The organism is Novosphingobium sp. EMRT-2, assembly GCF_005145025.1.
Lineage (GTDB): Bacteria > Pseudomonadota > Alphaproteobacteria > Sphingomonadales > Sphingomonadaceae > Novosphingobium.
Genome location: NZ_CP039695.1, coordinates 353,835 through 379,415, shown reverse-complemented (window position 1 = coordinate 379,415; position 25,581 = coordinate 353,835). Strand labels below are relative to the sequence as shown.

Here is a 25,581-nt window from a genome sequence, read left to right as displayed (position 1 = left end):
GTTAAGCGGCAATCGGCAAAGGGGCAAGACGGTTTGCGGCGGTTCCGTAAGGTTCATCGCCGGTGAACAAGATCACCGACGCCCGCCCCCGCGGCGCAACCGGTACTATTTCGTGATCTGGTCCAGCTTCTTCTGCATTTCGGCCATCTGCTTGCGCAGTTCGGCTAGTTCGTCGCCTTCGCTGGCGGCAGGCTTTTCCGCTTCGCGCGCGGGGGCGCCCGGCACAAACGCGGCGGCGGCTGCCTTGAAGATTTCCATGTTGCGCTGGGCCAGTTGCGCCAGCGGGTTGGCGCCGATGCTGTCCTCGATCGCCTTGCGCAGCTTGTTCTGGTTTTCGCGGAAATAGTCCATCGAGGCTTCGAGATAGCCGGGCAGCAGCGCCTGCATCGAATTGCCGTACATGGAGATCAGCTGCCGCAGGAAGTTGGTGGGCAGCATCTGCTCGCCCGCCGCTTCCTCTTCCATGATGATCTGCGCCAGGATCGAATGTGTCAGGTCCGCGCCGGACTTGGCGTCGATCACCTGGAAGTCGATGTTTTCCTTCACCATCTGGGCGAGATGGTCCAGCGTGATGTAGCTCGACGTCCGCGTATTGTAGAGCCGCCGGTTGGCGTACTTCTTGATGATTACGGTATCGCCGTCTTTGGACTGGTTGGCCATCGTGGTGCGCCCTTCATGGTTTATCGGCGTCATTAGCAGATGCAGTATGTGCGGCGCAACACAGGGGCACAAGCCCACTTGTCTCAGGATTGGCGGAAAAAGCGACGTCCCAGCAGGGTAAAGAGTTCATATTGAGACAATCCGCTGATCGCGGCGGCCGAAACGGGATCATAATCGACCGTCAGCCAGTCGCCCTCGCCGCAACCGGGCACGTCGTCCAGCGCCACGATGGTGAGGTCCATCGAGATACGTCCCAGCACCGGAATGCGGGCGCCCCGCCACGAAAGACCGCCTTTGCCCGACCAGCAACGCATATAGCCGTCGGCATAGCCCAGCGCGATCACGCCCGCGCGCATCGGGCGCGGGGCGATGAAGGTGGCGTTGTATCCCACGCCCTCACCCGCTTCGATCCGGCGGACCTGCAGCACGGCCGCCTCGGGATAGGCGACCTGGCGGATCGCGCCGGCCATTTCCGCGCGCGCGATCCCGCCGTAGAGCGCCAGTCCCGGCCGTGTCAGGTCGGCATGGTAGGCATCGCCCAGCATGATGCCCGCGCTGTTGGCCAGACTATAGCGCTGCGCCGGCACCTGCTGGCGCACCTGCCCGAAGCGGTCCAGCTGCTGTGCGTTCTGCGGCACGTCCTCGTCGGCCGAGGCCAGATGGCTGATGCAGCAATCGATGGTCAGCGCCTGCAGCACGGGATCGCCCAGGTCGCCCATCGCCAGACCCAGGCGGTTGATGCCGGTATCGACCATGACATGGCACACGCCGCCGCCAGCGGCGTACCAGCGCCGCGCCTGCTCCAGCGAATTGAGGACCGGCCGAACGCCGCTTTCAAGCGCGAATGCCACGTCGGCATCGTTCAGCGGACCATGCAGCACGGCGATCTGCTCTGCCGGCACATGCGGCAACAGCACCGCCGCCTCGCCCCAGTGCGCCACGAACCAGTTGCGACACCCCGCGCGCGTCAGTTCCGGCACCACTACGGTTGCCCCCATGCCATAGGCATCGGCCTTCACCGCCGCGCCGGCAGTCGCCGTGCCCGACCATCCGTCCAGCATCCGCCAGTTGTGGGCGAGCGCCTCCCGGTCCAGCCTCAGGCGAAGCGCGGCGGGAGGAAGGGCGAAACGGGTGGGATCAGACGGCATCGTCACCATAGGCTTGTGGAGGTCCGCCCTTTAGCCCCCACATCGCCACGAGGAAAGCCACCGCTACCACGACCCACGTGTACCACAGACCCGAATAGGGATCGCCGGTCTTGGCCACGATCAGGCTCGATATGAATGGCAGGAAACCGCCGAAATACCCGGTTCCGATGTGATAGGGGATCGACATCGAGCTGTAGCGGATGCGGGGCGGAAACATCTCGGTCAGCAGCGCGGCGACGGGGCCGTAGGTAAAGCCGGACAGGGCCATCAGCAGCAGTAACGAGGCGATGATTCCCGCAATCTGTACCGGGCCAGGGCGGACCTTGGTGAAATCATATCCGGCATCGGCCAGCATCGCCTGCAAGGCCTTGGCGCGCCCCGCCTTGTGACTCCAGGGATAAGCGTCGAGCGACAGGACGCGGTTGCCCGCGCTCAACGACAGCGCCGGGGCGGTCTTCAGGCTATAGGGCACGCCCGATCCCGCCAGATCGGCCAGCAGCTTTCCGCACTGCGTCGACTGCTCGGTCGAAAACGCGCTGAAGCTGCAATCCGGGCCAGCGACCGTAACCGGCGCGCGGCGCGCCTGTTCGGCCAGCGCGGGATTGGCGGAAGCGCCCATCAGCCAGAATGCCGGAAACAGCAGCAACAGCGTGGCCAGATAGCCGATCACGATCGGCTTCTTGCGGCCCACCTTGTCGGAGGTGTGCCCCGCCAGCAGGTAGAACAGCATGCCCACCGCCGCGCCCACGCCGACCACGATTTCGGCCATGGTGTCTTCCACCCGCATCGCCGATTTCAGGAACGAAAGACCGGTGAACATCGCGGTGTACCAGATCACCGTCAGCCCCGCGGCGATGCCGAACAGCGCGATGAACAGGCGCTTCCGGTTGCCGGGATAGGTCAGGCTTTCGACGAAGGGGTTGCCGGCGATCTCGCCTTGTTCCTTCATCGCCTGGAACACCGGGCTTTCCGAGAGCTTCATGCGCATCCACAGCGATATGGCCAGCAGCGCCAGGCTGACCAGGAACGGCACGCGCCAGCCCCAGTCCTTCCACACCGCCTCGCTCATCAGGCTCTTGCAGGTCAGCACCACGATCAGGCTGAGCACGAACCCGCCGACCACGCTCGCCTGGATATAGCTGGTGAAGTAGCCGCGGCGGCCGGGTTCGGAATGCTCGGCGACATAGACCGCCGCGCCGCCATACTCGCCGCCCAGCGCTAGCCCCTGCAGGATGCGCAGCAGGATCACGAGCACCGGCGCGGCCATGCCGATCGTCGCGGCGGAAGGGATCAGGCCAACCCCCGCCGTGGCGATGCCCATCAGCGTAACCGTGACGAGAAACGTGTATTTGCGGCCGAGCCGGTCGCCCAGAAAGCCGAACAGGATCGCTCCCAGCGGACGGAAACCGAACCCGACCGCGAAGACCAGCCAGAACAGCAGCATTTCCAGCGTGGCGTTGCCGGTGGGAAAGAACGCCTTGGACAGGATGGCGCCCAGCGTGCCGTAGATGAAGAAATCGTACCATTCGAACACGGTGCCGGCCGATGATGCGGCGATAACCAGCCGAATATCCGCCGCGCTTGGTTCAGCGCCCGCTGCTGCCATGGTCCGTCCTCTTCCCCGTTTGTAGCCCCGCTCTAGCGAACGCGAGACCTTGGGGAAAGAGCCGTTCAGCCCCCCTGCTCAAGCGCGGAAAGCGCGGCCTCCCAGGCCAGCATGATCGCGCCATGGCGCGCCGGATAGTCGCGGGCGACGGCGATCAGGTCGATGCCCGGCCAGTCCGGCATCGCGCCATCTCCGGCCAGCCACGCCGCCAGCGCATCGCGCGCGGCGGAGATGGCAGCGGCATCGCGCCCGATCGCGGCTTCGGCGAAAACGGATGCCGCCGCCTGCCCTACCGCGCAGGCGTGCGGACGCAGGCCCAGCGCGCTGATCCTGCCATCGGCATCGGTCCGCAGCGCCAGCCCGATCGTGCTGCCGCAACTGCGCGAGCGGGCCTCGCCGCGCAAGGGCAAGGCTTCGTCCCACGGCCAGTTGGCCAGCCCCGCCGCCGCCGCCAGCATGGCCGGCGTGTAGAGCGCACGCGCGGAACTCGCCATGGTTCAGTCTTCCTTGTCGGCGGACGTGTCGGCGCGATGGCGTGAAGCCGGCTTCTTGGCCGCTTTCTTGTGCGCGGCCGCCTTGTCCTTCTTCGCCTTCGCGGCTTCCTCGGCCTTGGCGTCCGCTTCGGCCGCGGCGCGACGATCGGCGATCATCGTCATGAGTTCCTCGCTGGCCGCATTGAGGAACGGATAGGTGCGCGCCTGCGAAATCCACATCGGCCGGCCGCTGACGCCCCACACCACGTCATAGCCGAAGACCAGAATCGAAAAGCCCAGGACAACGATGATAAAACCCTTCACCGCGCCGAAGCCGAAGCCGAGCAGCCGGTCGATCGGCCCCAGCACGGAGTTCCGGCTGGCGCTTCCCACTCTTCGCGCGATGAAGCGGGTGATCCCATAGGGCACGATCAGCAGCAGCACGAAGGCCAGCACGCCGCCGCCAGTCTCGTTTTCCAGATAAGGGGTCAGCAGTTGCGTCAGCGGTTCGTGAAGGTAGTGCACCGCGAACAGCGAAATACACCATGCCGCCACGGCGAGGATTTCCTCCACGAAACCGCGAAAGAATCCACCGATCGCGCCGACCGCGACGATCAGGAATACAACATAGTCGAAGCCGGTCATTGCCCGCCGAAATTAGGCCCCGCCCACAATCCGGTCAACGAGATTTGGCAGCAATCGCAATGGCGCATAGCTGAGGCCGGCAACCTTCTCGGTGCTCCCATCGGGGCCATAGGCGCGGGAAAAGCCCAGTTTCGCGGCTTCTTTGAGCCGGATGGAACTGTGCGCCACGGGCCGGACCTCGCCCGCCAGCGATATTTCGCCGAACCACGCCGCCTGCGCCGGCAGCGGCCGGTCGGCCAGCGCCGAAACCAGCGCGGCCGCCACCGCGAGATCGGCGGCGGGATCGGTCAGGCGATAGCCGCCCGCCACGTTGAGATAGACTTCGGCGGCGGAGAAGTTCAGCCCGCAGCGCGCTTCCAGCACGGCCAGCAACATGGCCAACCGTCCGCTGTCCCAGCCAACCACCGCGCGGCGCGGCGTGGCCCCGCTGGCGAGGCGCACGGTGAGCGCCTGGATCTCTACCAGCACCGGCCGCGTCCCTTCCAGCGCGGGGAACACCGAACTGCCCGGCACCGGTTCGTCGCGGCCCGAAAGGAACAGCATGGAGGGGTTGCCGATCTCCTCCAGCCCTGCCCCCGCCATCGCGAAAACGCCGATCTCGTCCACCGCGCCGAAGCGGTTCTTCAGCGCGCGCAAGATGCGGTACTGGTGGCTGCGTTCGCCCTCGAAGCTCATCACCACGTCGACCATGTGTTCCAGCACGCGCGGGCCGGCGATCGAGCCGTCCTTGGTGACATGGCCCACCAGCACCAGCGCGACGCCGTTTTCCTTGGCATAGCGAATCAGTTCGAACGCGCAGCCGCGCACCTGGCTGACCGTGCCCGGCGCGCCTTCGATCTGGTCCGAATGCATCGTCTGGATCGAATCGATCACCAGCAACGCGGGCGGCGTCATCCCGCCCAGCGTCGTCAGGATGTCGCGCACCGAGGTGTTGGACGCGAGCCGGATTGGCGCGTTGCCCAGGCCGAGCCGGTCGGCACGCAGGCGCACCTGGTCGGACGCTTCCTCGCCGCTGATATAGACTGCTTCCGCACCTGACAGCGCGATGGAGGCCGCCGCTTGCAACAGCAGCGTGGACTTGCCGATTCCTGGATCGCCGCCCATCAGTATCGCCGAGCCCGGCACCAGCCCGCCGCCCAGCGCGCGGTCGAATTCGGCAAGCCCGGTCTTGCGCCGTTCCGGCAACTTGACCGGCTGATCGAGCGAGACGAACGAAACGAGCCGCCCGCCGCTCGACAGATCATGCCGGGCCGAAAACACCGTCTCCGGCGCTTCCTCCACCAGCGTGTTCCATTCGCCGCAATCGGCGCACTGCCCCTGCCAGCGGGGAGAAACGCTGCCGCAGGACTGGCAGACATAGCGGCGCTTGGGTTTGGCCATGGCCGGCGCTTAACGGGAACGTATCAGGAACGCAAGCCGCGTGATCGCCGTAACGCTCCTCACCGTCATCCCTTGGGCATCAGCCGCATCGCCTCGCTGACCAGCGCTTCCGCGCCAGCGGCGATGACCTTGTCCGCCTCCGGCGCCCAGAACGGGCTGTGGAGCGATGGCAGCGCCCGTCCCTCGCGCTTTGCCGCGTCCAGTTCGCTGGCCGGGCGGCCGCCGACCCAGAAAATCGTCGCGCCCATGCGGTCAGGATCGGCGCGCCAGAACTCGCCGAAATCCTCGCCCGCCATCACCGGCGGCGTCTGCACCGCGCCCGTATCGCCAAACTGCCGCTTCATGTCGGCCAGCACGCGCTGGCTGAACGCGGGCGGATTGAACGTGGCGCGGGTATAGGGATCGAGCACCGAGACCACCGGCATCCGGTCCTGCGGCACGCCTGACGCCATCGCCTCGCCCGCCGCGATACGACGAATGCCGTCGAGCAACAGCTTGCGCTGGTCGTCGCTGTAGCTGCGCACGGTGAGTTGCAGCCTGGCCTCGTCGGGGATGATGTTGTGCTTGGCACCCGCATGGAAACTGCCGACGGTGACGACACCCGGCTCGAACGGGCTGTTCTCGCGGCTGATCAGCGTTTGCAGGCGCATGACGATGGCGCTGGCCAGCACGATCGGGTCTTTCGTCGTCTGCGGATAGGCCCCGTGCCCGCCAAGGCCCTTCACGGTGATGTCCACGCTATCGACGTTAGCGAGCGCGTAGCCCGGCGTCACACCGATCACGCCCGAGGGGAGATCGCCGGTGTCGTGGAACGCCAGCGCGAAATCGGGCTTGGGAAAGCGGGTGAACAGCCCGTCCGCCAGCATCGCGCGCGCGCCGAGGCCCACTTCCTCCGCCGGCTGGCCGATCATCACCAGCGTGCCCGACCATGCATCCCGGTGCGCGGCCATCAGCTTGGCGACTTCCATCCACGCGGTCATGTGCGTGTCGTGCCCGCAGGCGTGCATGATCCCGCTTTCGACGCCAGCGGTGGACGTGCCGCGATCCTTCGAGGCGAAGGGCAGCCCGGTCTGTTCGACCACCGGCAAACCATCCATGTCGGCGCGGATCAGCACCGTCGGCCCAGCACCGTTGCGCAGCACCGCCACGACGCCGGTCCGGCCCACTTTCTCCGTCACCTCGAATCCCGCCTTGCGCGCGGCGGCGGCCATTTGTGCGGCGGACTTCACTTCCTGGAAGCTGAGTTCGGGGTGCGCGTGCAGGTTGCGGTAGGTCTGCAGCAGCCCCGGCAGGTCGGCGGCGATTTCCGCGCGCAGATCGGGTGCGGCGGCTTGAGCGGTGGCGGGGATGCAAAGGGCGGCGGCGCCGAGCGCCAGCAGGGAGCGGAACGTCATCGTGCCACTCTATCGCCGGGCGGGTCCGGTGCAAACGTCCTTTCCCGGCCCCGAAGAAATGCTTTGTGGCAATCGCGGGCGCCGGCCCCACATCGGAGGCGAGACAAGACAGGACGGATCATGACGGACGCAGCAACGATCGACACCGCGCGGCAGGCGGCCGCCCGGCACTTGCGCGACGGCGGCTTCGAGGCCGAGGCCGCGATGGTGTCCGAAGGGCGCGGCGACGATTTCGTGGAAGTGCGGATCGCGCTGTCGCTGCTGCGCATCCTGGGCGAGCGGCCCGCGCGCTCCGCGCCGCCGGTCAAGCGCAACGGCCGGCGCCTTGTCGGCGAGGAGTGTTGAGTGGGAGAGTGCTGAGGGGGGAGCGCTGAGGCTCCCTCGCATTCAGGAGTGTGGTACGGGCGGCCGGACTCGAACCGGCATGTTGTCACCAACGGCGGATTTTGAATCCGCTGCGTCTACCATTCCGCCACGCCCGCGCGTTCGACGAAACCCCGGCGGTGCCGGAGAACGAAGGCGCCCTATAGGGCGCTGTTCCCCGGCAAGCCAGAGCCAATGTGCAAATTTTAGACGCGCCGCTCAGCGCGCCTTGAGCGCGCCCGCGACCAGCTTGTGCAGCTTGGAGTGGAGCGCATCGTTGCCGGCGAGGACGGTTTCGTCGCAGATCGGCAGCGAACGGCCCTTGTAGTCCGAAACGAACCCGCCGGCTTCGCGCACCAGCAAGCATCCGGCGGCGCTGTCCCACGGTTGCAGGCTGCTTTCCCAGAACCCGTCGTAACGGCCCGCTGCCACCCACGCGAGGTCGAGCGAAGCCGCGCCGAAGCGACGGATGCCGGCCACGCGCGGGCCAAGCTCGTGATAGATGCGGGTCCATTCGCCCATGTCGCCCCGGCCCGAGAAGGGAATGCCGGTGGCGATCAGCGCCTCATCCAGATGGCGGCGCGCCGAAACGCGCAGGCGGCGATCCTGCAACCATGCGCCACGGGTCTTCTCGGCCCAGAAGCTCTCGTCGGTCACGGGCTGATAGACGATGCCGGCGGTCACTTCGCCCCAGCCCCGGCCGTCCAGCGTGGGTTCCTGCACCGCGATCGAGATCGCGAAATGCGGGATGCCGTGGAGGAAGTTGCTGGTGCCGTCGAGCGGGTCGACGATGAAGCGCGGCTTGCCGGGCTCGCCCGCGATCTCGCCGCCTTCCTCCATCAGGAAGCCCCAGTCCGGCCGCGCCTGGCGGAGCTCGTCCCAGATCGTCCGTTCGGCGGCCTGATCCGCCTTGGACACGAAGTCGGCCGGCCCCTTCCGGCTGACCTGGAGATGTTCGACTTCGCCAAAGTCACGGCGCAGGCGCGTGCCGGCCTTGCGGGCGGCACGTTCCATCACGCGGATCAGTCCGGAAATTGCGGCCATCGTGGATCAGCCCGCCTTGCCGACGTAGGAGCGTTCGTACACGTCCACGACGATGCGCGTGCCGCTTTCGATGTGCGGCGGCACCATCACGCGCACCCCGTTGTCGAGGATCGCGGGCTTGTAGCTCGAAGAGGCGGTCTGGCCCTTCACCACGGCGTCGGCTTCGACGATGGTGGCTTCGACCTGTTCGGGCAGCTGCACCGAGATCGGGCGTTCGTCGTACATTTCGAGCAGCACGGTCATGCCGTCCTGCAGGAACGCGGCGGCATCGCCGAGAAGATCGCTGGGCAGGGTGATCTGGTCGTAGGTTTCCACGTCCATGAACACCAGGTCATCGCCTTCGGCATAGAGGAACTGGAAGTCCTTGGTATCGAGGCGGACGCGCTCGACCGTGTCGGCGCTGCGGAAGCGGACATTGGTCTTGCGGCCGTCGATGAGGTTCTTCATCTCGACCTGCATGAAGGCACCGCCCTTGCCGGGCTGGGTGTGCTGGGTCTTGGCAACTTTCCAGATGCCCTTTTCGTATTCCAGGATATTGCCCGGACGGATGTCCACGCCGCTGATCTTCATGATGGAAAGAGCCTTACCGTGAGTAGGGAAGCGCGCGCCTTAGCCGCTGTGGCCGATTGCTTCAAGCGGCAGCCGCGTGCTAGCGCGTGATCTGTCATGATCCGTCGTCTTTTCCCTGCCTCGCTCGCCGTGATCGGCGCGCTTGTCGTCACGGCTCCGGTTGAGGCCGTTCCGGGCGGCCCGATCCACACCTTGCTGCGCGGACGCTGGATCTGCGAACTGCCGGGCGATGCGGAAATGCAGCCGACCGCGCTGCCCGACGACAGCTTCCGCGCAATTCCGGATTCGAGCTACCAGATGGCCGACGGAAAGCGCGGCACCTACGCGCTGTTCGGCCGTATCCTGACGATGACGAGCGGCCCGCTGAAAGGCCTGCGCTATCAGTTGAACAACCGCGCGATGGCCCGGCAGATCGATGCGGCAGGCGAGTTCATCGGGCCACGCTGCATCCACGCCGGCACGCCGACAGGCGTCGACGCGGGCGATGATTCGTCCGGGTCCGACAGCGGCAACTCTGACATCTGACCCGGATCAGCGGGCGGCGCCATCGCGCCGCATCCGCCAGTAGGCATAGCCCACCAGCCCGCCAAACACCGCAATGCCCAGCGGCATGGCCACGGGGTTTGCGTGAACGATCGCCAGCGAATCGGGGTCGTTGGTGGCAGCCACGATCGCGGCATAGGCAATGTTGAACAGGCCATCGCCAACGATCAGGCCGGTGGCGGTCAGCACGCCCATGCGTTCGGCCAGTTCCGGATCGGCCTGCCGCGCGGCCCAGCGGTTGTAGAGATGGCCCAGGATCGCGCCGATCACGACCATCCCGGTGGTCTGCGTGGGCAGGTACATGCCCATGCCGACCGCGAGCGGCGGTAAGGCGCCACGGCCCGAGCGGCGCAGCGCGCCATCGACCGCCAGCGCCACCACGCCGATCGCCGCCCCCAGACCCACGAGGTTCCAATCGAGGCTGCCGCCCAGCACGCCTTGCGCGATGGTGGAGATCAGCGCGGCCTGCGGCGCCGCCAGCGCGTTTTCGCCCGCCCCCGGCGCGCCAAGGAACCCGAAGGTGCCGTTGAGCAGATCAAGGATGGGCGGGATCACCAGCGCGCCGAACAGCACGCCCAGCACGAGCGCGACTTGCTGACGCCATGGCGTCGCCCCGACAAGCTGGCCGGTCTTGAGATCCTGCAGGTTGTCGTTGGAAATCGTGGCCACGCCGAACACGATCGCGGTGACGAACAGCGCGAAGGCGACCAGCGCCTTGGTCGCTTCCGCATCCCCGCCCCGACCGTAGAGCGCCAGCAGAATCAACGAGATGCCCAGCGCGGCCAGGATGCCCACGCCCGAGATCGGGCTGTTCGACGCGCCGATCAGCCCGGCCATGTAACCGCAGACCGAAGCGATGAAGATGCCCGCCACCAGCACATAGAGCACGGCGGCCGTCAGCCCGATCCCCAGCGATGCGGCAACCGGGCCACCGGCGGCAAAATCCGCCAGCAGCAGCGCGATCGGCACCATCGACAGGAGGATTGTGCCGCCGACAATGCCGATCGGCAGGTCGCGCTCTGTGATGTCCAGCGAGGCGTAGCCGGCCTCCTGGCGCACCCGGCTGGCGGCGATAGCTCCGGCCACGCCGCGCACGATCGGGCCGATCACGCGCAGCAACGTCCAGATCGCGGCAACGCCGATGGTTCCCGCGCCGACGAAGCGGATGCGCTGGCGGAACACGGTGGAGATGAAATCGGCGAGTTCGGTTCCCGCGGGCGGGCCGCCTGCGGTGAACACCGGCAGCAGCACGCCGAAGCTGATGACGATGCCCACCAGCATGGCGATGCCCACCGCCAGCCCGACGAGATGGCCGACACCGACCAGCGCCATCGACAGACCGCCGCCGAACGCGGTGCCGCCCGCGCCGACGCGGATCAGGGTCGAGGCTTCCTCCGCCACCAGCTTGAGCTTGGCGAGCAGTGGATAGAGCGCCGCCAGCAGCGCTCCGCGCATCACCGCCGCCAGTCCGCGGCGGTTCTCTTCCGCGCCACCAACACCCGCGCCGACCTTGAGCACTTCCGCCGCGGCCACGCCTTCGGGATAAGGCAGGTCCGATCCCGTCACCAGCGCGCGGCGCAGCGGCACCGAATACATCACGCCCAGGATGCCGCCGACCGCGATCACCGCGACGGATTCCCAATAGGGGAAGCCCGTCCACCACCCGATCATGACCAGGCCCGGCAGCACGAAGACAATGGCGGAAAGCGTGCCTGCCGAACTGGCGATCGTCTGGACGATGTTGTTTTCCTGGATCGTCGCGCCTGAAAGCAGCCGCAGCACCGCCATCGAGATCACCGCCGCCGGGATCGAGGTGGCGAAGGTCAGCCCGATACGCAGGCCCAGATAGACGTTGGCCGCCGTGAACACGACCGTCAGCACCGCGCCGAGCACCACGCCGCGCAAGGTCAGTTCCCGGACCGGTCCCTTGCCCGATTCGTCTGCGCTCATGCTCGATCTCCGTTCAGGAAACTCCGTCTTTTCCTGACGAAGTTAATGCAGTTGCCCCGTCCAGCGAAAAGGATCGCCCCATTCCCGCGCGGACTTCACAGGCCCTGTCTGGCATGGCGCGGTGGATTAGGAAAGCGGGGCGCCGTTAGCCGTGCTGGCCCTCATGCTGGCCCCCATGTTGACGACGCACTTCCTCCACCCGCCCGTCGAGCATCGTCACGCGCACGTCGGCCAGTTCGGCGATGCCCGTGTCGTGGGTTACGCAAACGACCGCGCGGCCCTGCTCGTGCGCCAGCGTGCGGAACAGGTCGACCACGCGCGCGGAATTGGTGGAATCGAGATTCCCGGTCGGCTCGTCGCCCAGGATCAGCGCGGGATCGTTGGCCAGGGCACGCGCAATGGCCACCCGCTGGCGTTCGCCGCCGGAAAGCTTGTCGGGAGACTTCAGCACCTTTTCGCCCAGGCCGACGTCAGCAAGCAGCGTCCGCGCGCGCATTTCCGCCTCGGCGCGGGACAGCTTCCCGAGGCGACGGATCGGCAGGATCACGTTTTCCAGCGCGTTGAATTCGGGCAGCAGGAAATGGAACTGGAACACGAAGCCGAAGTGTTCGAGCCGGATGCGCGCGCGTTCGTCGCCCGAAAGCGGGGTCATGTCGCGCCCTTCGAACAGCAGCCGTCCCTCGGTAGGTCGGTCGATCAGGCCCAGCAGGTACAGCAGCGACGATTTGCCGCAGCCCGAAGGCCCGACGATGGCGGTGAAGCAGCCGGGCTGGATGGCAAGGTCCGCGCCGGCCACCAGCGTCACCGGGGGATCGACCGGCAGCCGACGGGTCAACCCCTCGGCGACAAGGACCGGCCTCTCAGGAGCGGGCGCGCTCACATCGCCCCCCTCAGGATGTCCACGGGATCGACCTTGGCCGATTTGCGCGCGGGCAGCCACGCCGCCACGCCGCCCGCCAGCAGCGAGGCCGCCGCCGCGATCAGGTATTGCCGGGGACTGCGATCGATCGGGATCGACTGCTCCTCGCCCCCGATGGAAAAGCGCAGCGAACCGAGAATACTCATCAGCGCGTAGCCGAGCAGCCAGCCCAGCAGCACGCCGATCACCGCCAGCGCCAGCCCCTCGATCACGAACACGATCTGGAGGTCCGCTTCCGAAAAGCCCATCGAGCGCAGGATCGCTATATCGCGCCGCTTGTCGGCCACGCTGTTGGAAACGGCGGTGTAGATGCCGAAGCTCGCCACCAGCAGGATCGCGGACACCACCGTGTACATGATGATGTTGCGCGTCACCAGCAGCGAGAGGAAATCGGACGAGCGTTCCTGCCAGCTTTCCGCCTTGTAGCCATAGCGTTGCTCAAGCGTGCGGGCGACATCCTGCGCGGTGTAGGGATCGCTCAGCTTGATGCCGATGCGGTTGATGATGAACGGGCGGCCGAGCAGCGATTGCGCCTCGCGCAGCAGCATGTAGCCGTTGGACGAGCCGAGCTGCGAGTTGCCCTTCTTGACGAGTCCGACGATGCGCAGCGAGCGCGTGGTGCCCGATGCCGCGGTCGCGCCGACGATGTCGCCCATGTTCAGGCCGAGCCGGCTGGCCAGTTCCTCGCCGATGATGACCCCGCCCTGCACGCGCTCCAGATCATCAAGATGCCCGGCGCGCAGCTTGTCGGAAATGGTGCTGACGCGGGATTCCAGCGCGGGATCGATGCCGATCACGCCCAGCGGCTCCTCGCGCCCGCCAAGCCGCAGCGTGACCGCGCCGGAAAGGCTGGGCGAGACGACCGCGCCGGGGATGGCGGCGGCGCTGGCCATCACCGCCTGCCAGTCCTTGATGCCGCGCACCTCGTTGCGGACCTTGTAGCCGTGCAGCACCACGGCACCGTCGGGAAAGGCGCGCCGCCCCGGTTGCGGCGCTGGGCTGCGCAATTCGTCGGAAATGATGATGTGCGGGGCCACGTCGATCAGTTGCCGCACGAAGTCGGCCTGGCTGCCGACCATCAGCGCCGACACCGCCAGGAAGAAGCCGACGCCCACCGCCACGCCGCTGGTCGCCACCAGCGTTTGCCGCTGCCGCATCAGCAAGTGGCGCGAGGCGATGTGTAGCAACAGGAACAGGCGGCCGATCACGGGGTCTTGGTCCTGACCTTCCGTCCTTCCGTGAGGTCGGCAGGCGGGGCGACAACCACCGTCTCGCCCGCGCGCAGCCCGCTCACGATCTCGACCTTGTCGTTAGCCTCGATCCCGCGCCGGATGGTGCGAGCATGGACCTGTCTGTCCGTCACCACCCACAGGCGATCGCCGGAAAGCGCGGTAGCCGGCACCAGCACCGCGCGTTGCGTGCTGCGCGTGACGACGTTGACCTCCAGCGTGATGCCCAACGGCAGGTCGCCCGCGCTTTCGGGCAGCAGGCGCACGCGGAAGGCGCGGGCGTTGGGATCGCCGCTCGGGGTAACTTCATGAACGCGCGCATGGATCACGCGGCCGGGCCAGGCGTCGCTCGACATCAGCGCCTCCTGGCCGACGCGGACCCGCGTGATGTCGCGCTCGTCCACGGTCGCGGTAATGCGGATGCGCGCCGGATCACCCAGCAGGATCAGCACGCGCGTCGGCGTGGCGAGATCGCCCGGCTCGACATCGCGCTTGGTGACCACGCCATCGGTATTGGCGCGCACGACAAGCTGGTCGCGCCGGGCGGCGGCGGTGCGCTCGCCCGCGCGCGCGGCATCGGCGCTGGCGACGGCCTGATCGCGCGCGGCGCGGGTCATCCAGCCCTGGCGATAGAGCGCCACCGTGCGACGTTCGGTTTCCTCCGCCGCGCGCCGCTGCGCCGCCGCCTGATCGAGCAGGCCGCGCTGTTCATCGTCCACCAGAAGAACCAGCGGCTGGCCGCGCCGCACCCGGTCGCCTTCGGACACGAGCACTTGCGCCACCGGCGCGGTGATGCGGGCGGCAACCGATACCGGCTGCTGCGCCTCGACATAGCCGGTAGCATAGACGAGGTCCGCGGCCGGTCCGATCCGCGCCTTGGCTACCTCCACTTCGGGCGGCCGGGTACGCCAAGCCAGCACGCCGGCCAGCGCGCCCGCCAGCAGCAACACTACGATCCAGACCCGCCAGCGCTTTCGCCCCACGCACCGTACCCCATGTCCGCCAAGGCCCACGCCTGTTCGGATTTCCGGTCATTGGGGTGCTACGTGCGCCCGCGCCTTGCGTTGGGTCAAGCGCGGAGCGGTGTTCGCAGCTTATTCGTCTTCTGCACGCCGGGGCGCGGCTGCGATGGCCGCCAGCAGGTCGCGCACGCCCTGCGCCTCGTCCCCGCCCCACACGGCGTGACTCACCGCGAGGAAATCGGCGCCGGCCGTGACCAGCGGCGCGCAATTGGCCGCGGTGATCCCGCCGATGGCGACGCAGGGCAGTTCGAACAGCGTGGACCACCAGGTCAGCAGGTCCGGTTCCGGACGGTGCTCGGTTTCCTTGGTGGTGCTGGGGAAGAACGCGCCGAACGCCACGTAGTCCGCCCCGGCCTCGCCCGCTTCCATGGCGAGGTGGCGGCTCGCATGGCAGGTCACGCCGATCTGCGCGTCACGCCCCAGGCGCTGGCGCGCTTCCTGCGGATCGCCGTCCTTCTGGCCCAGATGGACCCCATCGGCACCGAGGCGCTTGGCCAGGCTGACCGAATCGTTGACGATGAACGCCACGTCGCGGTCGGCGCAGATGCGCTGGAGAGGTTCGGCAAGACGAGCGGCGGCGTGATCGTCCACGTCCTTGACACGGAACTGGAACGCCGCGACCGGCCCGGCGTCGAGCGCGCGGACAAGCCGGTCGGGAAACGCGCCCGACACATCGAGCGGGGAAATCAGGTACAGTTCGCTGGCGGGGTGCGTCATCGGCGCGCCTTATCCGTTGCGACGGAAGCCCGCAAGCCGGCCCCCAAATGCAAGACGCCCCTCCCCCGCTTTGCGGGGCGAGGGGCGGCCTTTCCCATCCTCTGCAATCGATAGATCGTCAGGCGGACTTGACGGTCGAACCCGTAAAGATTTCGTCAATGGCGCCGGCCAGCGAGGCATCGAATTCCGCGTCGGTCATCTGGTGACGCAGGTCTTCGAGCAACGCACGGCTGAAGCTGGCGATGATGCCGGCATTCTTCGCCAGTTCGACGCAGGCTTCGGGGCGCTTGTAGCCGCCCGACAGCGCGACCACGCGCAGCACCTTGGGATGGGAGACGAGCGGATCGAACGTGCCGGGCACGATGGGCAGGGACAGCTTGAGCATGACCTGGGTGCCTTCGGGCAGTTCGTCCAGGTTCTTGAGGATTTCCGCGAGCAGGATCGTGTCGCACTCGGCGCGCGTCTCGCTCTTGATGTTCACTTCGGGTTCGATGATCGGCATCATGCCATGTGCGAGCACCTGCTTGCCGACTTCGAACTGCTGCTTCACCACGGCGGCGATCCCGACCGGGTTGGCCGAGTTGATCACCGAACGCTCCTTGGTGCCATAGACGCCGAGCGCCTTGCTGCGTTCGAGCAGCGCGTCAAGTTCGGGCATCGGCTTCATCAGCTGGACGCCGTCCTTCTCGTCCTCAAGCCCCTTGTCGATCTTGATAAAGGGCACCACGCCGCGTTCGATCAACGCGGCGGGAACGGGCTTGCCGCCGGCTTCGCCGTCCATGGTGCGTTCGAACAGGATCGCGCCGATCACCTTTTCGCCCGTGAACGCGGCCGAGGTGATGATCCGGGTGCGCATCTGGTGGATCAGGCCGAACATTTCCTCGTCCGTGCTCCACGCGCCTTCCTCGATGCCATAGCCCTTGAGCGCCTTGGGCGTCGAGCCGCCGCTCTGGTCGAGCGCGGCGATGAAGCCCTTGCCGGAAGCCATCTTGGCGGTCATTTCAGTGACGTTCATGATCCCATCCTGTCCTGTGGCGCTCCACGGAAATCCCCGGATTTCCAACAGCGCATACCTATGCACAAACTGCGATTGAAAAGGCGCCCGTCTTGCAACGGACGCCTTGGAAAAAGGTTACCGGCTCAGCGCGGCGACGCCCGGCAGTTCCTTGCCTTCCATCCATTCGAGGAAAGCGCCGCCAGCGGTCGACACATAGCTGAAATCGCCACCGACGCCGGCGTGGTTCAGCGCGGCGACGGTATCGCCCCCGCCCGCTACCGAGATCAGCGATCCTTCGCGGGTCAGCGCGGCGGCGGTCTTCGCCAGCGCAACCGTGGCTGCGTCGAACGGTTCGGTCTCGAACGCGCCCAGCGGACCGTTCCAGACCAGTGTGCGGCAGGTCTTGAGCACGTCGGCCAGCGCCTCGACCGCGGCCGGGCCGACATCAAGGATCATCTCGTCCGCCGCGACCTCATGCACGTTGCAGGTGCGCAGGCTGGGCGGATTGGCGGCGAATTCCTTCGACACCACCACGTCATAGGGCAGGTGGACGGTGCAATTGGCCTTGTCGGCATTGTCGAGGATTTCCTCGGCGGTGCCGGTCAGGTCATGTTCGCACAGCGATTTGCCCACATCCACACCGCGCGCGGCCAGGAAGGTGTTGGCCATGCCACCGCCGATGATGAGGTGATCGACCTTGCCGACCAGGTGCTTGAGCACATCGAGCTTGGTCGAAACCTTGGCCCCGCCGACCACGGCCGCAACCGGGGACTGCGGGTTGCCCAACGCCTTTTCCAGCGCCTCCAGTTCGGCCTGCATCGCGCGGCCGGCAAAGGCCGGGAGAACATGCGCCAACCCTTCGGTGGAGGCATGGGCGCGGTGCGCGGCGGAAAACGCATCGTTGACGTAGAGATCGCCAAGGCTGGCGAAGCGTTCGACCACGGCGGGATCGTTCTTTTCCTCGCCACCGAAGAAGCGGGTGTTCTCCAGCACGGCAATGTCACCGGGTTGCAGCGCCGCGACGGCGGCCTTGTCGCCTTCCCAGTCCACGTACTTGACCGGGCGGCCCAGCACGTGCGCGAGCGGCGCGACCACCTGCTTCAGCGAGAACTCTGCCGAAGGCTGGCCCTTGGGCCGGCCGAAGTGGGCGAGAACCAGCACCACGGCGCCCTTGTCGGACAGTTCGGTCAGCGTCGGCACCGCCGCCCGCAGACGGGTATCGTCGGTCACCGCGCCGTCGGCCATGGGCACGTTCAGGTCCTCGCGGACCAGCACGGCCTTGCCGGAAACGTCACCGATATCGTCCAGCGTCTTGAACACGGTCATTCTTCAGTCCTCGCGTCGTCGCCCCAAGCACCCTCCTCGTTCGGTTCGAACGGAGTCGAGAACAGCGCATTGCTTCTCGACTTCGTTCGACACGAACGGGGGTGGAAACAGTGCTCGGTTAGAGCAGGCCGCCCATCACGCCCGCGGTATCGAGCATCCGGTTCGAGAAGCCCCATTCGTTGTCGTACCACGAAAGCACGCGCACCAGCTTCCCTTCGAGCACCGCGGTTTCGAGGCTGTCGATCGTCGACGAGTGCGGATCGTGGTTGAAGTCGATCGACACAAGCGGTTCGTCGGTGAAGCCCAGCACGCCCTTCAGCGCGCCTTCGGCGGCGGCCTTGAGCAGGCCGTTCACTTCCTCGACCGTGGTATCGCGCTTTGGCGTGAAGGTCAGGTCCACGACCGACACGTTCGGGGTCGGCACGCGGATCGACGAACCGTCGAGCTTGCCCTTGAGATCGGGCAGAACCTCGCCCACGGCCACGGCGGCGCCGGTGCTGGTGGGGATCATGTTCATCGCGGCGGCGCGGGCGCGGCGCGGGTCCTTGTGGATCTGGTCGAGGATCTTCTGGTCGTTGGTATACGAATGGATCGTCGTCATCAGGCCACGCTCAATGCCGATCGATTCATGCAGCACTTTGGCCATCGGCGCGAGGCAGTTGGTGGTGCACGAGGCGTTCGAGACGATCTTGTGATCGGCGGTCAGCTTGTCGTGGTTCACGCCAAACACGACGGTGAGGTCTACACCCTTGGCCGGAGCCGAGATCAGCACGCGCTTGGCGCCCGCGTCGAGATGCTTCTGGCCGCCGGCGCGATCGGTGAAGAAGCCGGTGCATTCGAGCGCGATATCGATGCCGTTGGCGGCGTGCGGCAGGTTGGCCGGGTCTTTCTCGGCCGTCACCTGGATGCGCTTGCCGTTGACGATCAGATCGCTGCCGTCGACGGAGACATCGCCCGCGAACGCGCCGTGGACGCTGTCGCGCTTGAACAGCAGCGCGTTGGCCTTGGCATCGGCCAGGTCGTTGATCGACACGAGTTCGAGGCCGCAGTCAGGCCGTTCGAGGATGGCGCGCGCGACATTGCGCCCGATACGTCCGAAACCGTTGATCGCAACCTTGATCGCCATGTCAACTTCTCCTGATAAATTACGAAATTCGAGAAAGAATCTTGGGAACGATCTTGTCCACGGCAAAGCCGAAGTGATCGAACAGCACTTCCGCCGGCGCGGAAGCGCCGAACGTGTCCATGCCGATGGTCAGGCCATCGCCGACATACTTCTGCCATCCCAGCGTGACGCCGGCCTCGATCGAGACCTTGAGCGCATCGGCCGGTAGCAGATCAGCGCGGTAGGCCGCGTCCTGTTCGTCGAACAGTTCCCAGCACGGGACCGAAACGACATCGGCGCCGATGCCCTGCGCTTCGAGCGCAGCGGCCACGTCCTTGGCAAGCGCGACTTCCGAACCGGTGGCCAGCAGCACGACCTTGCGCGCGGCTTCGGCGGCGACGAGGCGATAGGCCCCCTTCGCGCTCTTCATTTCGGCATCGAACCGCACCGGCGGCAGATTCTGGCGTGTCAGCGCGAGAACGGTGGGGCGATCCTTGCTGGCCAGCGCGATCGCCCAGGCTTCCGCCGTCTCGATGGCGTCGGCCGGGCGGAACACCAGCAGGTTCGGGATCATGCGCAGCGACATGACGTGCTCGACCGGCTGGTGGGTCGGGCCGTCCTCGCCAAGGCCGATCGAATCGTGCGTGAACACATAGACCACGCGCTGATGCTGGAGCGCCGAGAGGCGCACCGCGTTGCGGCAGTAGTCCGAGAACACCAGGAACGTGCCGCCATAGGGGATCACGCCGCCGTGCAGCGCCATGCCGTTCATCGCGGTGGCCATGCCGAACTCGCGAATGCCGTAATAGACATAGCGGCCGTCGTAGTTGTCGGCGTTGAACGGCGGGGTCGACTTGGTCTTGGTGTTGTTCGAGCCGGTGAGGTCGGCCGAACCGCCAACCATTTCAGGGATCGCGGCGGTCAGCGCTTCCAGCGCCATTTCGCTGGACTTGCGGGTCGCAACCTTGGGCGGGTTGGCGATCAGCGACTGGATGTAGGCGTCGAAGCCGGTCTCGGCGGGCAGTTCGCCGGCCATGCGGCGGGCGAGTTCGGCGGCCTGCGGATGGCCGGCGGCGCGCGCTTCCCATTCCGCGCGGGCAGTCTTGCCCGCCGCACCGGCAGCGCGCCAGTTAGCGAGGATGTCCGCCGGGATTTCGAACGGAGCGGCCGTCCAGCCGAGGTATTCGCGCGCGGCGGCGATTTCGTCGGCGCCCAGCGCCGCGCCATGCACGCTGTGGCTGCCCTGCTTGTTGGGCGCGCCCTTGCCGATGATCGTGCGGCAGGCGACCAGCGACGGACGCGGATCGGCGGCCGCTTCGGCCAGCGCGCGGGCAATGTCGGCGAAATCGTGGCCATCGCACGAGCCGACGTGCCATCCCGTCGCGGCATAGCGTGCAAGGATGTCCTCGCTCGTCGACAGTGAGGTATCGCCGTCGATGGTGATCTTGTTATCGTCCCACAGCACGTTGAGACGGCCCAGCTTCAGCGTGGCGGCAAGGCCGATCGCCTCGTGGTTGATGCCTTCCATCAGGCAGCCGTCGCCCGCAACCACCCAGGTGCGGTGATCGACCAGATCGTCGCCGAACGTGGCATTGAGGTGGCGTTCCGCCATCGCCATGCCCACGGCCATCGCCAGGCCCTGCCCCAGCGGGCCGGTAGTGCATTCCACGCCTTCGAGCAGGAAGTTTTCCGGGTGCCCGGCGCAAGGGCTGGTCATCTGGCGGAAGTTGCGGATGTCGTCCATCGTCGGCGCTTCGTACCCGGTCAGGTGCAGCAGCGCGTAGATGAGCATCGAGCCGTGGCCGGCCGACAGCACGAAGCGATCGCGATCGGACCATTTCGGCTGGGAAGGATCGTGCTTGAGGAACTGCGTCCACAGCACCGTGGCGACATCGGCCATGCCCATGGGCATGCCGGGGTGACCCGAGTTGGCTGCCTGAACCGCGTCCATGGCAAGCGCACGGATCGCGTTGGCCATGGGAGCCAGCGCGGAGGGATCGCGTGTCATCGCTTGAAAAAAGCCCTTCCCTGTCGCGCCACCGCGCGAATTCCTGATGATTCGGAGCGGGGCCTCTTTGGTCACGGGACCGTTGCAGGTCAAGCGCGACCGGTCGCACGATGATACAGTTGGGGAACAATTCCCGCGATATATTGCGACGCCAACCGTTTATGCTAGCGCTTGTTCATGGCGACCGAAGCATTGAACGCAGCGCTCGACCAGATCGAGCAAGCCCTGGCCCGGCTGGAAGCGGGAGTCGCCGCGCTGCGCACGGCCGCCTCCGCCGAAGCGGAGGTCACCGTCGAACTGAAGGCCTTGAAAACCCGGCATCGCAAGCTGAAGGACAAGGTGGCGGAAGAGCTGCAACAGCTCGATCTGCTGCTGGCGGGGATTCCCAAATGAGCAACGTATCGCTCCAGATCGGGGGCCGCCCGTTCACCGTCGCCTGCGCCGAGGGCGAGGAAGCGCATCTCGAAATGCTGGGGCGGATGATCGACGAGCGCGTGCGCAAGCTGGGTGCGGCCGCCGGGCAGAGCGAATCGCGCATGATGCTCTATGCCGCGCTGTTCCTGGCCGACGAACTGCACGAGGAGCACCGCAAGGCGCCTCCTCCTGCCGGGGAGGTCCCTTCCGCAGAAGCGCCCGCCAGCGTGGTCGCGCGGGTGCAGGCGCTGGCCGAGCGCGTGGAAAAACTGGCGCAGCAGATCGAACAGCCATCTTGAGCCCGGAGCACGGACGCCCTACATCAGGGGCGACGGGATCTGCCCGGCACGAGCCGCATGAAACATCCCTGAGGCTATAAGCAATCCACGGGGGCTGTCCCTGCCCTGGCCCTGGCCAGTGGTACATGGTCCCCACCTGACGTTGAGGCGTCAGAGGATTTTCCCGGAAACCGACCCATGGTGGACCCGTCACCCCCATCCCGTCCATGACTCAACCGCCTTCCCCCGCTGAAACCGCCATGGCCAAGACGGCCTTGCGCAAGGAACTGCGCACCGCGCGGCGCGCGCATGTCGCCGCGCTGGACCCGCGCGTGCGCGCGCTGATGCTGATGCGCCCGCCACGCCCCGTGGCCGATCTGGTCCAACCGGGGCAGGCCGTGGGCCTTTACATGGCCAACGCGGAAGAGGCGCCGGCAGGTGGCTACGCCCGGTTCTTCCACGATGCCGGCCACACTATCGCCCTGCCCCACTTCGCTACGCGCGCAGCGCCAATGCGCTTCCGCACCTGGGCGAGCCCGCATCTCGATGATTTGCTGGAGCCGGGGCCTTACGGCACGCACCAGCCCACCGACGAGGCCGAGGACGTGGTGCCTGATGTCCTGTTCGTGCCGCTGGTGGGCTTCACCGCCGATGGCGGCCGGCTTGGCCAGGGCGGCGGGCACTATGATCGCTGGCTAGAAGCGCACCCGCAAACGAAGGCCATTGGCCTCGCCTGGGATTGCCAGCTGGCCGACGACCTGCCGCGCGAACCGCACGACCGCTCGCTGCATGCCGTGGTCACGCCGACACGGCTCTATGGCCCGTGGGAGGAGCATCGATGAAGCCGGGCGAGACAAAACCGACGTGGCGCAAGCCTGTGGGGATTCTGGCGCTATTCATCGCGCTGCTGGTCTATGCCGTGATCGTAGCCGGTCTTTCGACGCCGATCGGCAGGCTGCCGGTGCTGGTGCAGACACCGATCTACATCGTGCTGGGCACGATCTGGCTGCTGCCGCTGCGGCGCTATCTGATCTGGATGGAAACCGGCCGCTGGGGCTGAGGCCCCGCGCCGCCGCGAAAGCGGCTTCACGCTCTAAAAATGAAGTGAAATGGTCGGGGAGAGAGGATTCGAACCTCCGGCCCCTGCCTCCCGAAGACAGTGCTCTACCAGGCTGAGCTACTCCCCGACCGATCCGCCGCCGGTCACCCGGCTGCGAGGCAGGCGCGCCCTATAGGCGGCGGTTCCACGGGTGGCAAGCGGGCAATCGAAAAGTTTTTCCACATTCCCACCGGCTAAAATTCAGCCTCCCTTTGCGCCTGCGGCGATCGACGCCTAGGTTCGATCCATGGCTTCCGTGCTCCGACCCGATTCCTCGCCTTCGCGCGAAGCGCCGCACTACGAATGGCAATATCTCGACCTGATGCGCCGCATCTGGGAACAGGGCGACGAGCGCGTGGATCGCACCGGCATCGGCACGCGATCGGTGTTCGGCGCGGAACTGCGGTTCGACCTGTCGGACGGGCGCATGCCATTGCTCACCACCAAGCGCGTGTTCTGGAAGACCGCCACGCGCGAATTCCTGTGGTTCCTGACCGGCGACACCAACATCCGCGCGCTCTGCGCGCAGGGCGTGGAAATCTGGACCGACTGGCCGCTCGACCGCTACCGCCGCGAAACCGGTGATCCGATCAGCCGCGCCGACTTTTCCGCGCGGATCGTGGCTGACGAAGCCTTTGCCGCGCAGTGGGGCGATCTCGGCCCGGTCTATGGCAAGCAATGGGTCGACTGGCCGGTTTACGAACCGGACGGCCAGGGCGCGTTCTGGCGGCGCGAACATGGCGTGAACCAGGTGGCCGATGTCGTGCGCAGCCTGCGCACCAATCCCGGCAGCCGCCGCCATATCGTCGAAGGCTGGAACGTGGCCGAGCTTGACGCCATGGCGCTGCCGCCGTGCCACAAGACCTACCAGTTCCACGTTTCGGGCGACCGCCTGTCGGGCCTGCTCTACCAGCGCAGTTGCGACGTGGCGCTGGGGCTGCCGTTCAACCTGTGGGGCGCGGCGCTGTTCCTGCGCATGCTGGCGCAGCAGTGCGATCTGGAGCCGGGTGAACTGGTGTGGATGGGCGGCGACGTGCACCTCTATCTCAACCATGCCGATCTGGTGGAAGCGCAGATCGCCCGGACGCCCGCAGGCGATCCGCGGCTGGACATCGCGCGCCGGCCGGATTCGATATTCGACTACCGCATCGAGGACTTCGTGGTGCGCGATTACCAGCCCGCCGCGCACATCGCGGCACCGGTCGCGGTATGAGGTGACATGAAGTCGCACTTGTTTCTCTTGTGCGCAGCTTTGAAATAAAATAACATCGTTGAGTAATTTTGCACCGAGCTGATCGCGACCGCGAGTCGCGCGTTCAAGCGTGCGGGAGAGACATCGATGCTGGATCTGCGAGCATGACCGACGCGGGCGCCCCCGGGGCGACGGGAACCCAAGGGCACGGCAACCTGCCGCCCTTGTCGCTACACGTACCCGAACCGAAATTCCGGCCGGGTGACACGGTCGATTATAGCCACATCAAGGTTCCACCGGCGGGTGCGCAGCCCCGGCCCGACGAAAGCTGCGCCGCGTCCGAAACGCATCCGCTGTGCCTCGATCTCGTGCGCGTGCTCGATGACGAGAACCGCGCGGTGGGGCCGTGGAACCCGAAGCTGGATGCCGAAACGCTGCGGCGGATGCTGCGCATGATGGCGCTGACGCGCGCGTTCGACGATCGCATGTATCGCGGCCAGCGGCAGGGCAAGACCAGCTTCTACATGAAGTGCACGGGCGAAGAGGCTACCTCGATCGCCCCGGCGATGGCGCTGGCGCACGATGACATTGTGTTCCCCAGCTATCGCCAACAGGGCATCCTGATTACGCGCGGTTATCCGCTGGTGGAGATGATCAACCAGATATATTCGAACCGCGCGGACAAGCTGAAGGGGCGCCAGCTCCCGATCATGTATTCGGCGCCGGAGCATGCGTTCTTCACGATCTCCGGCAACCTCGCCACGCAATACCCGCAGGCGGTGGGCTGGGCCATGGCCAGCGCGATCAAGGGCGATACCCGCATCGCGGCCACCTGGATCGGCGAAGGATCGACGGCGGAAGGCGATTTCCACTCCGCGATGACCTTTGCCGCCGTCTATAACGCGCCGGTCATCTTCAACGTCGTCAACAACCAGTGGGCCATTTCCAGCTTCTCGGGCTTTGCCGGGGCGGAACGGACCACCTTTGCCGCGCGCGCGATTGGCTATGGCATCGCCGGATTGCGCGTGGATGGCAACGATCCGCTGGCGGTCTATGCCGCGACGCAATGGGCCGCGAACCGCGCCCGCGCCAACGCCGGTCCGACGCTGATCGAGCATTTCACCTATCGCGCCGAAGGGCATTCCACGTCGGACGATCCCACCCAGTACCGCTCCGCGCAGGAGCGCGAGGAATGGCCGCTGGGCGATCCGGTCACGCGGCTGCTGCGCCACCTGATCGCGCTGGGCGAATGGTCGGAGGAACAGCACGCGGCCATGGACCGCGAACTGGTCGATCTGGTCAAGGCCGCCACGCGCGAGGCGGAAAAGAACGGCGTGCTGGGCCACGGCTTGCACCACCCGTTCCATACGATGTTCGAGGACGTGTTCGAGGAACTGCCCTGGCACCTTCGGGAACAGAGCGAGCAGGCGATCCGCGAACGGCGGATCAAGTGGCCGGAATGGTCCGACGAAAGCTGGCGGGAGAGCGGCCGGTGAGCG

General features: G+C 66.6%; 26 protein-coding genes and 2 tRNA genes. 8 read left to right on the top strand and 20 right to left on the bottom strand.

Going from position 1 to position 25,581, the window contains the following annotated elements:
* Positions 1-105 precede the first annotated feature (105 nt).
* From phaR to FA702_RS01990, 7 genes are all read right to left on the bottom strand, one after another.
* A complete protein-coding gene (gene phaR, locus FA702_RS02020; RefSeq protein ID WP_136954805.1) occupies positions 106-660 on the bottom strand; it encodes a polyhydroxyalkanoate synthesis repressor PhaR in 555 nt (184 codons plus the stop codon).
* A gap of 83 nt (positions 661-743) precedes the next feature.
* Positions 744-1,808 carry an alanine racemase gene (locus FA702_RS02015; RefSeq protein WP_136954804.1) on the bottom strand — a complete coding sequence of 355 codons (1,065 nt, stop codon included), beginning with the start codon at positions 1,806-1,808 and terminating at the stop codon, positions 744-746.
* Positions 1,798-3,414, bottom strand: a complete 1,617-nt coding sequence (locus tag FA702_RS02010; protein ID WP_136954803.1) for an MFS transporter — start codon at positions 3,412-3,414, stop codon at positions 1,798-1,800. Before FA702_RS02010 ends, FA702_RS02015 begins: the two co-directional genes overlap by 11 nt.
* A 65-nt stretch (positions 3,415-3,479) precedes the next feature.
* Positions 3,480-3,908 carry an iron-sulfur cluster assembly scaffold protein gene (locus FA702_RS02005; protein ID WP_255504675.1) on the bottom strand — a complete coding sequence of 143 codons (429 nt, stop codon included), beginning with the start codon at positions 3,906-3,908 and terminating at the stop codon, positions 3,480-3,482.
* A gap of 3 nt (positions 3,909-3,911) precedes the next feature.
* Entirely contained in the window at positions 3,912-4,532 is a 621-nt protein-coding gene (locus FA702_RS02000) for a CvpA family protein (RefSeq protein ID WP_136954802.1), read from the bottom strand.
* A gap of 12 nt (positions 4,533-4,544) precedes the next feature.
* Positions 4,545-5,912: a DNA repair protein RadA gene (gene radA / locus FA702_RS01995; RefSeq protein WP_136954801.1), complete on the bottom strand. Its 1,368-nt coding sequence runs from the start codon at positions 5,910-5,912 to the stop codon at positions 4,545-4,547.
* A 65-nt stretch (positions 5,913-5,977) separates the two neighbouring features.
* Positions 5,978-7,306, bottom strand: a complete 1,329-nt coding sequence (locus FA702_RS01990) for an amidohydrolase (protein ID WP_136954800.1) — start codon at positions 7,304-7,306, stop codon at positions 5,978-5,980.
* A gap of 120 nt (positions 7,307-7,426) precedes the next feature.
* On the opposite strand from FA702_RS01990, the gene FA702_RS01985 reads away from it, so the two are divergent.
* Positions 7,427-7,651, top strand: a complete 225-nt coding sequence (locus FA702_RS01985; protein ID WP_136954799.1) for a hypothetical protein — start codon at positions 7,427-7,429, stop codon at positions 7,649-7,651.
* 51 nt (positions 7,652-7,702) lie between these two features.
* On the opposite strand, the gene FA702_RS01980 is transcribed toward FA702_RS01985, so the two are convergent.
* From FA702_RS01980 to efp, 3 genes are all read right to left on the bottom strand, one after another.
* A tRNA-Leu gene (locus FA702_RS01980) sits at positions 7,703-7,788 on the bottom strand.
* 100 nt (positions 7,789-7,888) lie between these two features.
* Entirely contained in the window at positions 7,889-8,713 is an 825-nt protein-coding gene (locus tag FA702_RS01975) for an inositol monophosphatase family protein (RefSeq protein ID WP_136954798.1), read from the bottom strand.
* Between the two features lie 6 nt (positions 8,714-8,719).
* Complete coding sequence (efp, locus tag FA702_RS01970; protein WP_124807343.1) at positions 8,720-9,283, bottom strand: elongation factor P; 564 nt, start codon at positions 9,281-9,283, stop codon at positions 8,720-8,722.
* A 96-nt stretch (positions 9,284-9,379) separates the two neighbouring features.
* On the opposite strand from efp, the gene FA702_RS01965 reads away from it, so the two are divergent.
* The gene (locus FA702_RS01965) at positions 9,380-9,808 is read left to right on the top strand and encodes a hypothetical protein (RefSeq protein WP_136954797.1); all 429 of its coding nucleotides are present in this window, start codon (positions 9,380-9,382) and stop codon (positions 9,806-9,808) included.
* Positions 9,809-9,814: 6 nt separating this feature from the next.
* On the opposite strand, the gene FA702_RS01960 is transcribed toward FA702_RS01965, so the two are convergent.
* The 9 genes from FA702_RS01960 to tkt form a co-directional block, all read right to left on the bottom strand.
* Positions 9,815-11,776 carry an OPT family oligopeptide transporter gene (locus FA702_RS01960; protein ID WP_136954796.1) on the bottom strand — a complete coding sequence of 654 codons (1,962 nt, stop codon included), beginning with the start codon at positions 11,774-11,776 and terminating at the stop codon, positions 9,815-9,817.
* Positions 11,777-11,921: 145 nt separating this feature from the next.
* The gene (locus FA702_RS01955; RefSeq protein WP_136954795.1) at positions 11,922-12,656 is read right to left on the bottom strand and encodes an ABC transporter ATP-binding protein; all 735 of its coding nucleotides are present in this window, start codon (positions 12,654-12,656) and stop codon (positions 11,922-11,924) included.
* Complete coding sequence (locus tag FA702_RS01950) at positions 12,653-13,903, bottom strand: ABC transporter permease (RefSeq protein WP_136954794.1); 1,251 nt, start codon at positions 13,901-13,903, stop codon at positions 12,653-12,655. Before FA702_RS01950 ends, FA702_RS01955 begins: the two co-directional genes overlap by 4 nt.
* Positions 13,900-14,907, bottom strand: a complete 1,008-nt coding sequence (locus tag FA702_RS01945; RefSeq protein ID WP_255504674.1) for an efflux RND transporter periplasmic adaptor subunit — start codon at positions 14,905-14,907, stop codon at positions 13,900-13,902. Before FA702_RS01945 ends, FA702_RS01950 begins: the two co-directional genes overlap by 4 nt.
* 111 nt (positions 14,908-15,018) lie before the next feature.
* The gene (thiE, locus tag FA702_RS01940; protein ID WP_136954793.1) at positions 15,019-15,663 is read right to left on the bottom strand and encodes a thiamine phosphate synthase; all 645 of its coding nucleotides are present in this window, start codon (positions 15,661-15,663) and stop codon (positions 15,019-15,021) included.
* 118 nt (positions 15,664-15,781) lie between these two features.
* Positions 15,782-16,678: a fructose bisphosphate aldolase gene (locus FA702_RS01935; RefSeq protein WP_136954792.1), complete on the bottom strand. Its 897-nt coding sequence runs from the start codon at positions 16,676-16,678 to the stop codon at positions 15,782-15,784.
* 117 nt (positions 16,679-16,795) lie between these two features.
* Positions 16,796-17,986, bottom strand: a complete 1,191-nt coding sequence (pgk, locus tag FA702_RS01930) for a phosphoglycerate kinase (RefSeq protein ID WP_136954791.1) — start codon at positions 17,984-17,986, stop codon at positions 16,796-16,798.
* 118 nt (positions 17,987-18,104) lie between these two features.
* Positions 18,105-19,112: a type I glyceraldehyde-3-phosphate dehydrogenase gene (gap, locus tag FA702_RS01925; RefSeq protein WP_136954790.1), complete on the bottom strand. Its 1,008-nt coding sequence runs from the start codon at positions 19,110-19,112 to the stop codon at positions 18,105-18,107.
* Between the two features lie 19 nt (positions 19,113-19,131).
* Positions 19,132-21,099: a transketolase gene (gene tkt / locus FA702_RS01920; protein ID WP_136954789.1), complete on the bottom strand. Its 1,968-nt coding sequence runs from the start codon at positions 21,097-21,099 to the stop codon at positions 19,132-19,134.
* A gap of 177 nt (positions 21,100-21,276) precedes the next feature.
* Here tkt and FA702_RS01915 point away from each other — a divergent pair, with 177 nt between their 5' ends.
* From FA702_RS01915 to FA702_RS01900, 4 genes are all read left to right on the top strand, one after another.
* Complete coding sequence (locus tag FA702_RS01915) at positions 21,277-21,492, top strand: hypothetical protein (protein ID WP_136954788.1); 216 nt, start codon at positions 21,277-21,279, stop codon at positions 21,490-21,492.
* Positions 21,489-21,812: a cell division protein ZapA gene (locus FA702_RS01910; protein ID WP_125955673.1), complete on the top strand. Its 324-nt coding sequence runs from the start codon at positions 21,489-21,491 to the stop codon at positions 21,810-21,812. The genes FA702_RS01915 and FA702_RS01910 overlap by 4 nt, the downstream gene beginning before the upstream one ends.
* Positions 21,813-22,051: 239 nt before the next feature.
* Positions 22,052-22,633 carry a 5-formyltetrahydrofolate cyclo-ligase gene (locus tag FA702_RS01905; protein WP_136954787.1) on the top strand — a complete coding sequence of 194 codons (582 nt, stop codon included), beginning with the start codon at positions 22,052-22,054 and terminating at the stop codon, positions 22,631-22,633.
* A complete protein-coding gene (locus tag FA702_RS01900; protein WP_124807328.1) occupies positions 22,630-22,851 on the top strand; it encodes a DUF2842 domain-containing protein in 222 nt (73 codons plus the stop codon). The genes FA702_RS01905 and FA702_RS01900 overlap by 4 nt, the downstream gene beginning before the upstream one ends.
* Positions 22,852-22,901: 50 nt before the next feature.
* Here FA702_RS01900 and FA702_RS01895 read toward each other — a convergent pair.
* A tRNA-Pro gene (locus FA702_RS01895) sits at positions 22,902-22,978 on the bottom strand.
* A gap of 159 nt (positions 22,979-23,137) precedes the next feature.
* Here FA702_RS01895 and thyA point away from each other — a divergent pair.
* Positions 23,138-24,103 (top strand): thymidylate synthase, encoded by a 966-nt coding sequence (thyA, locus tag FA702_RS01890; RefSeq protein WP_136954786.1) that lies wholly within the window; start codon positions 23,138-23,140, stop codon positions 24,101-24,103.
* Between the two features lie 143 nt (positions 24,104-24,246).
* The gene (locus FA702_RS01885) at positions 24,247-25,578 is read left to right on the top strand and encodes a 3-methyl-2-oxobutanoate dehydrogenase (2-methylpropanoyl-transferring) subunit alpha (protein WP_136954785.1); all 1,332 of its coding nucleotides are present in this window, start codon (positions 24,247-24,249) and stop codon (positions 25,576-25,578) included.
* Positions 25,579-25,581 lie beyond the last annotated feature (3 nt).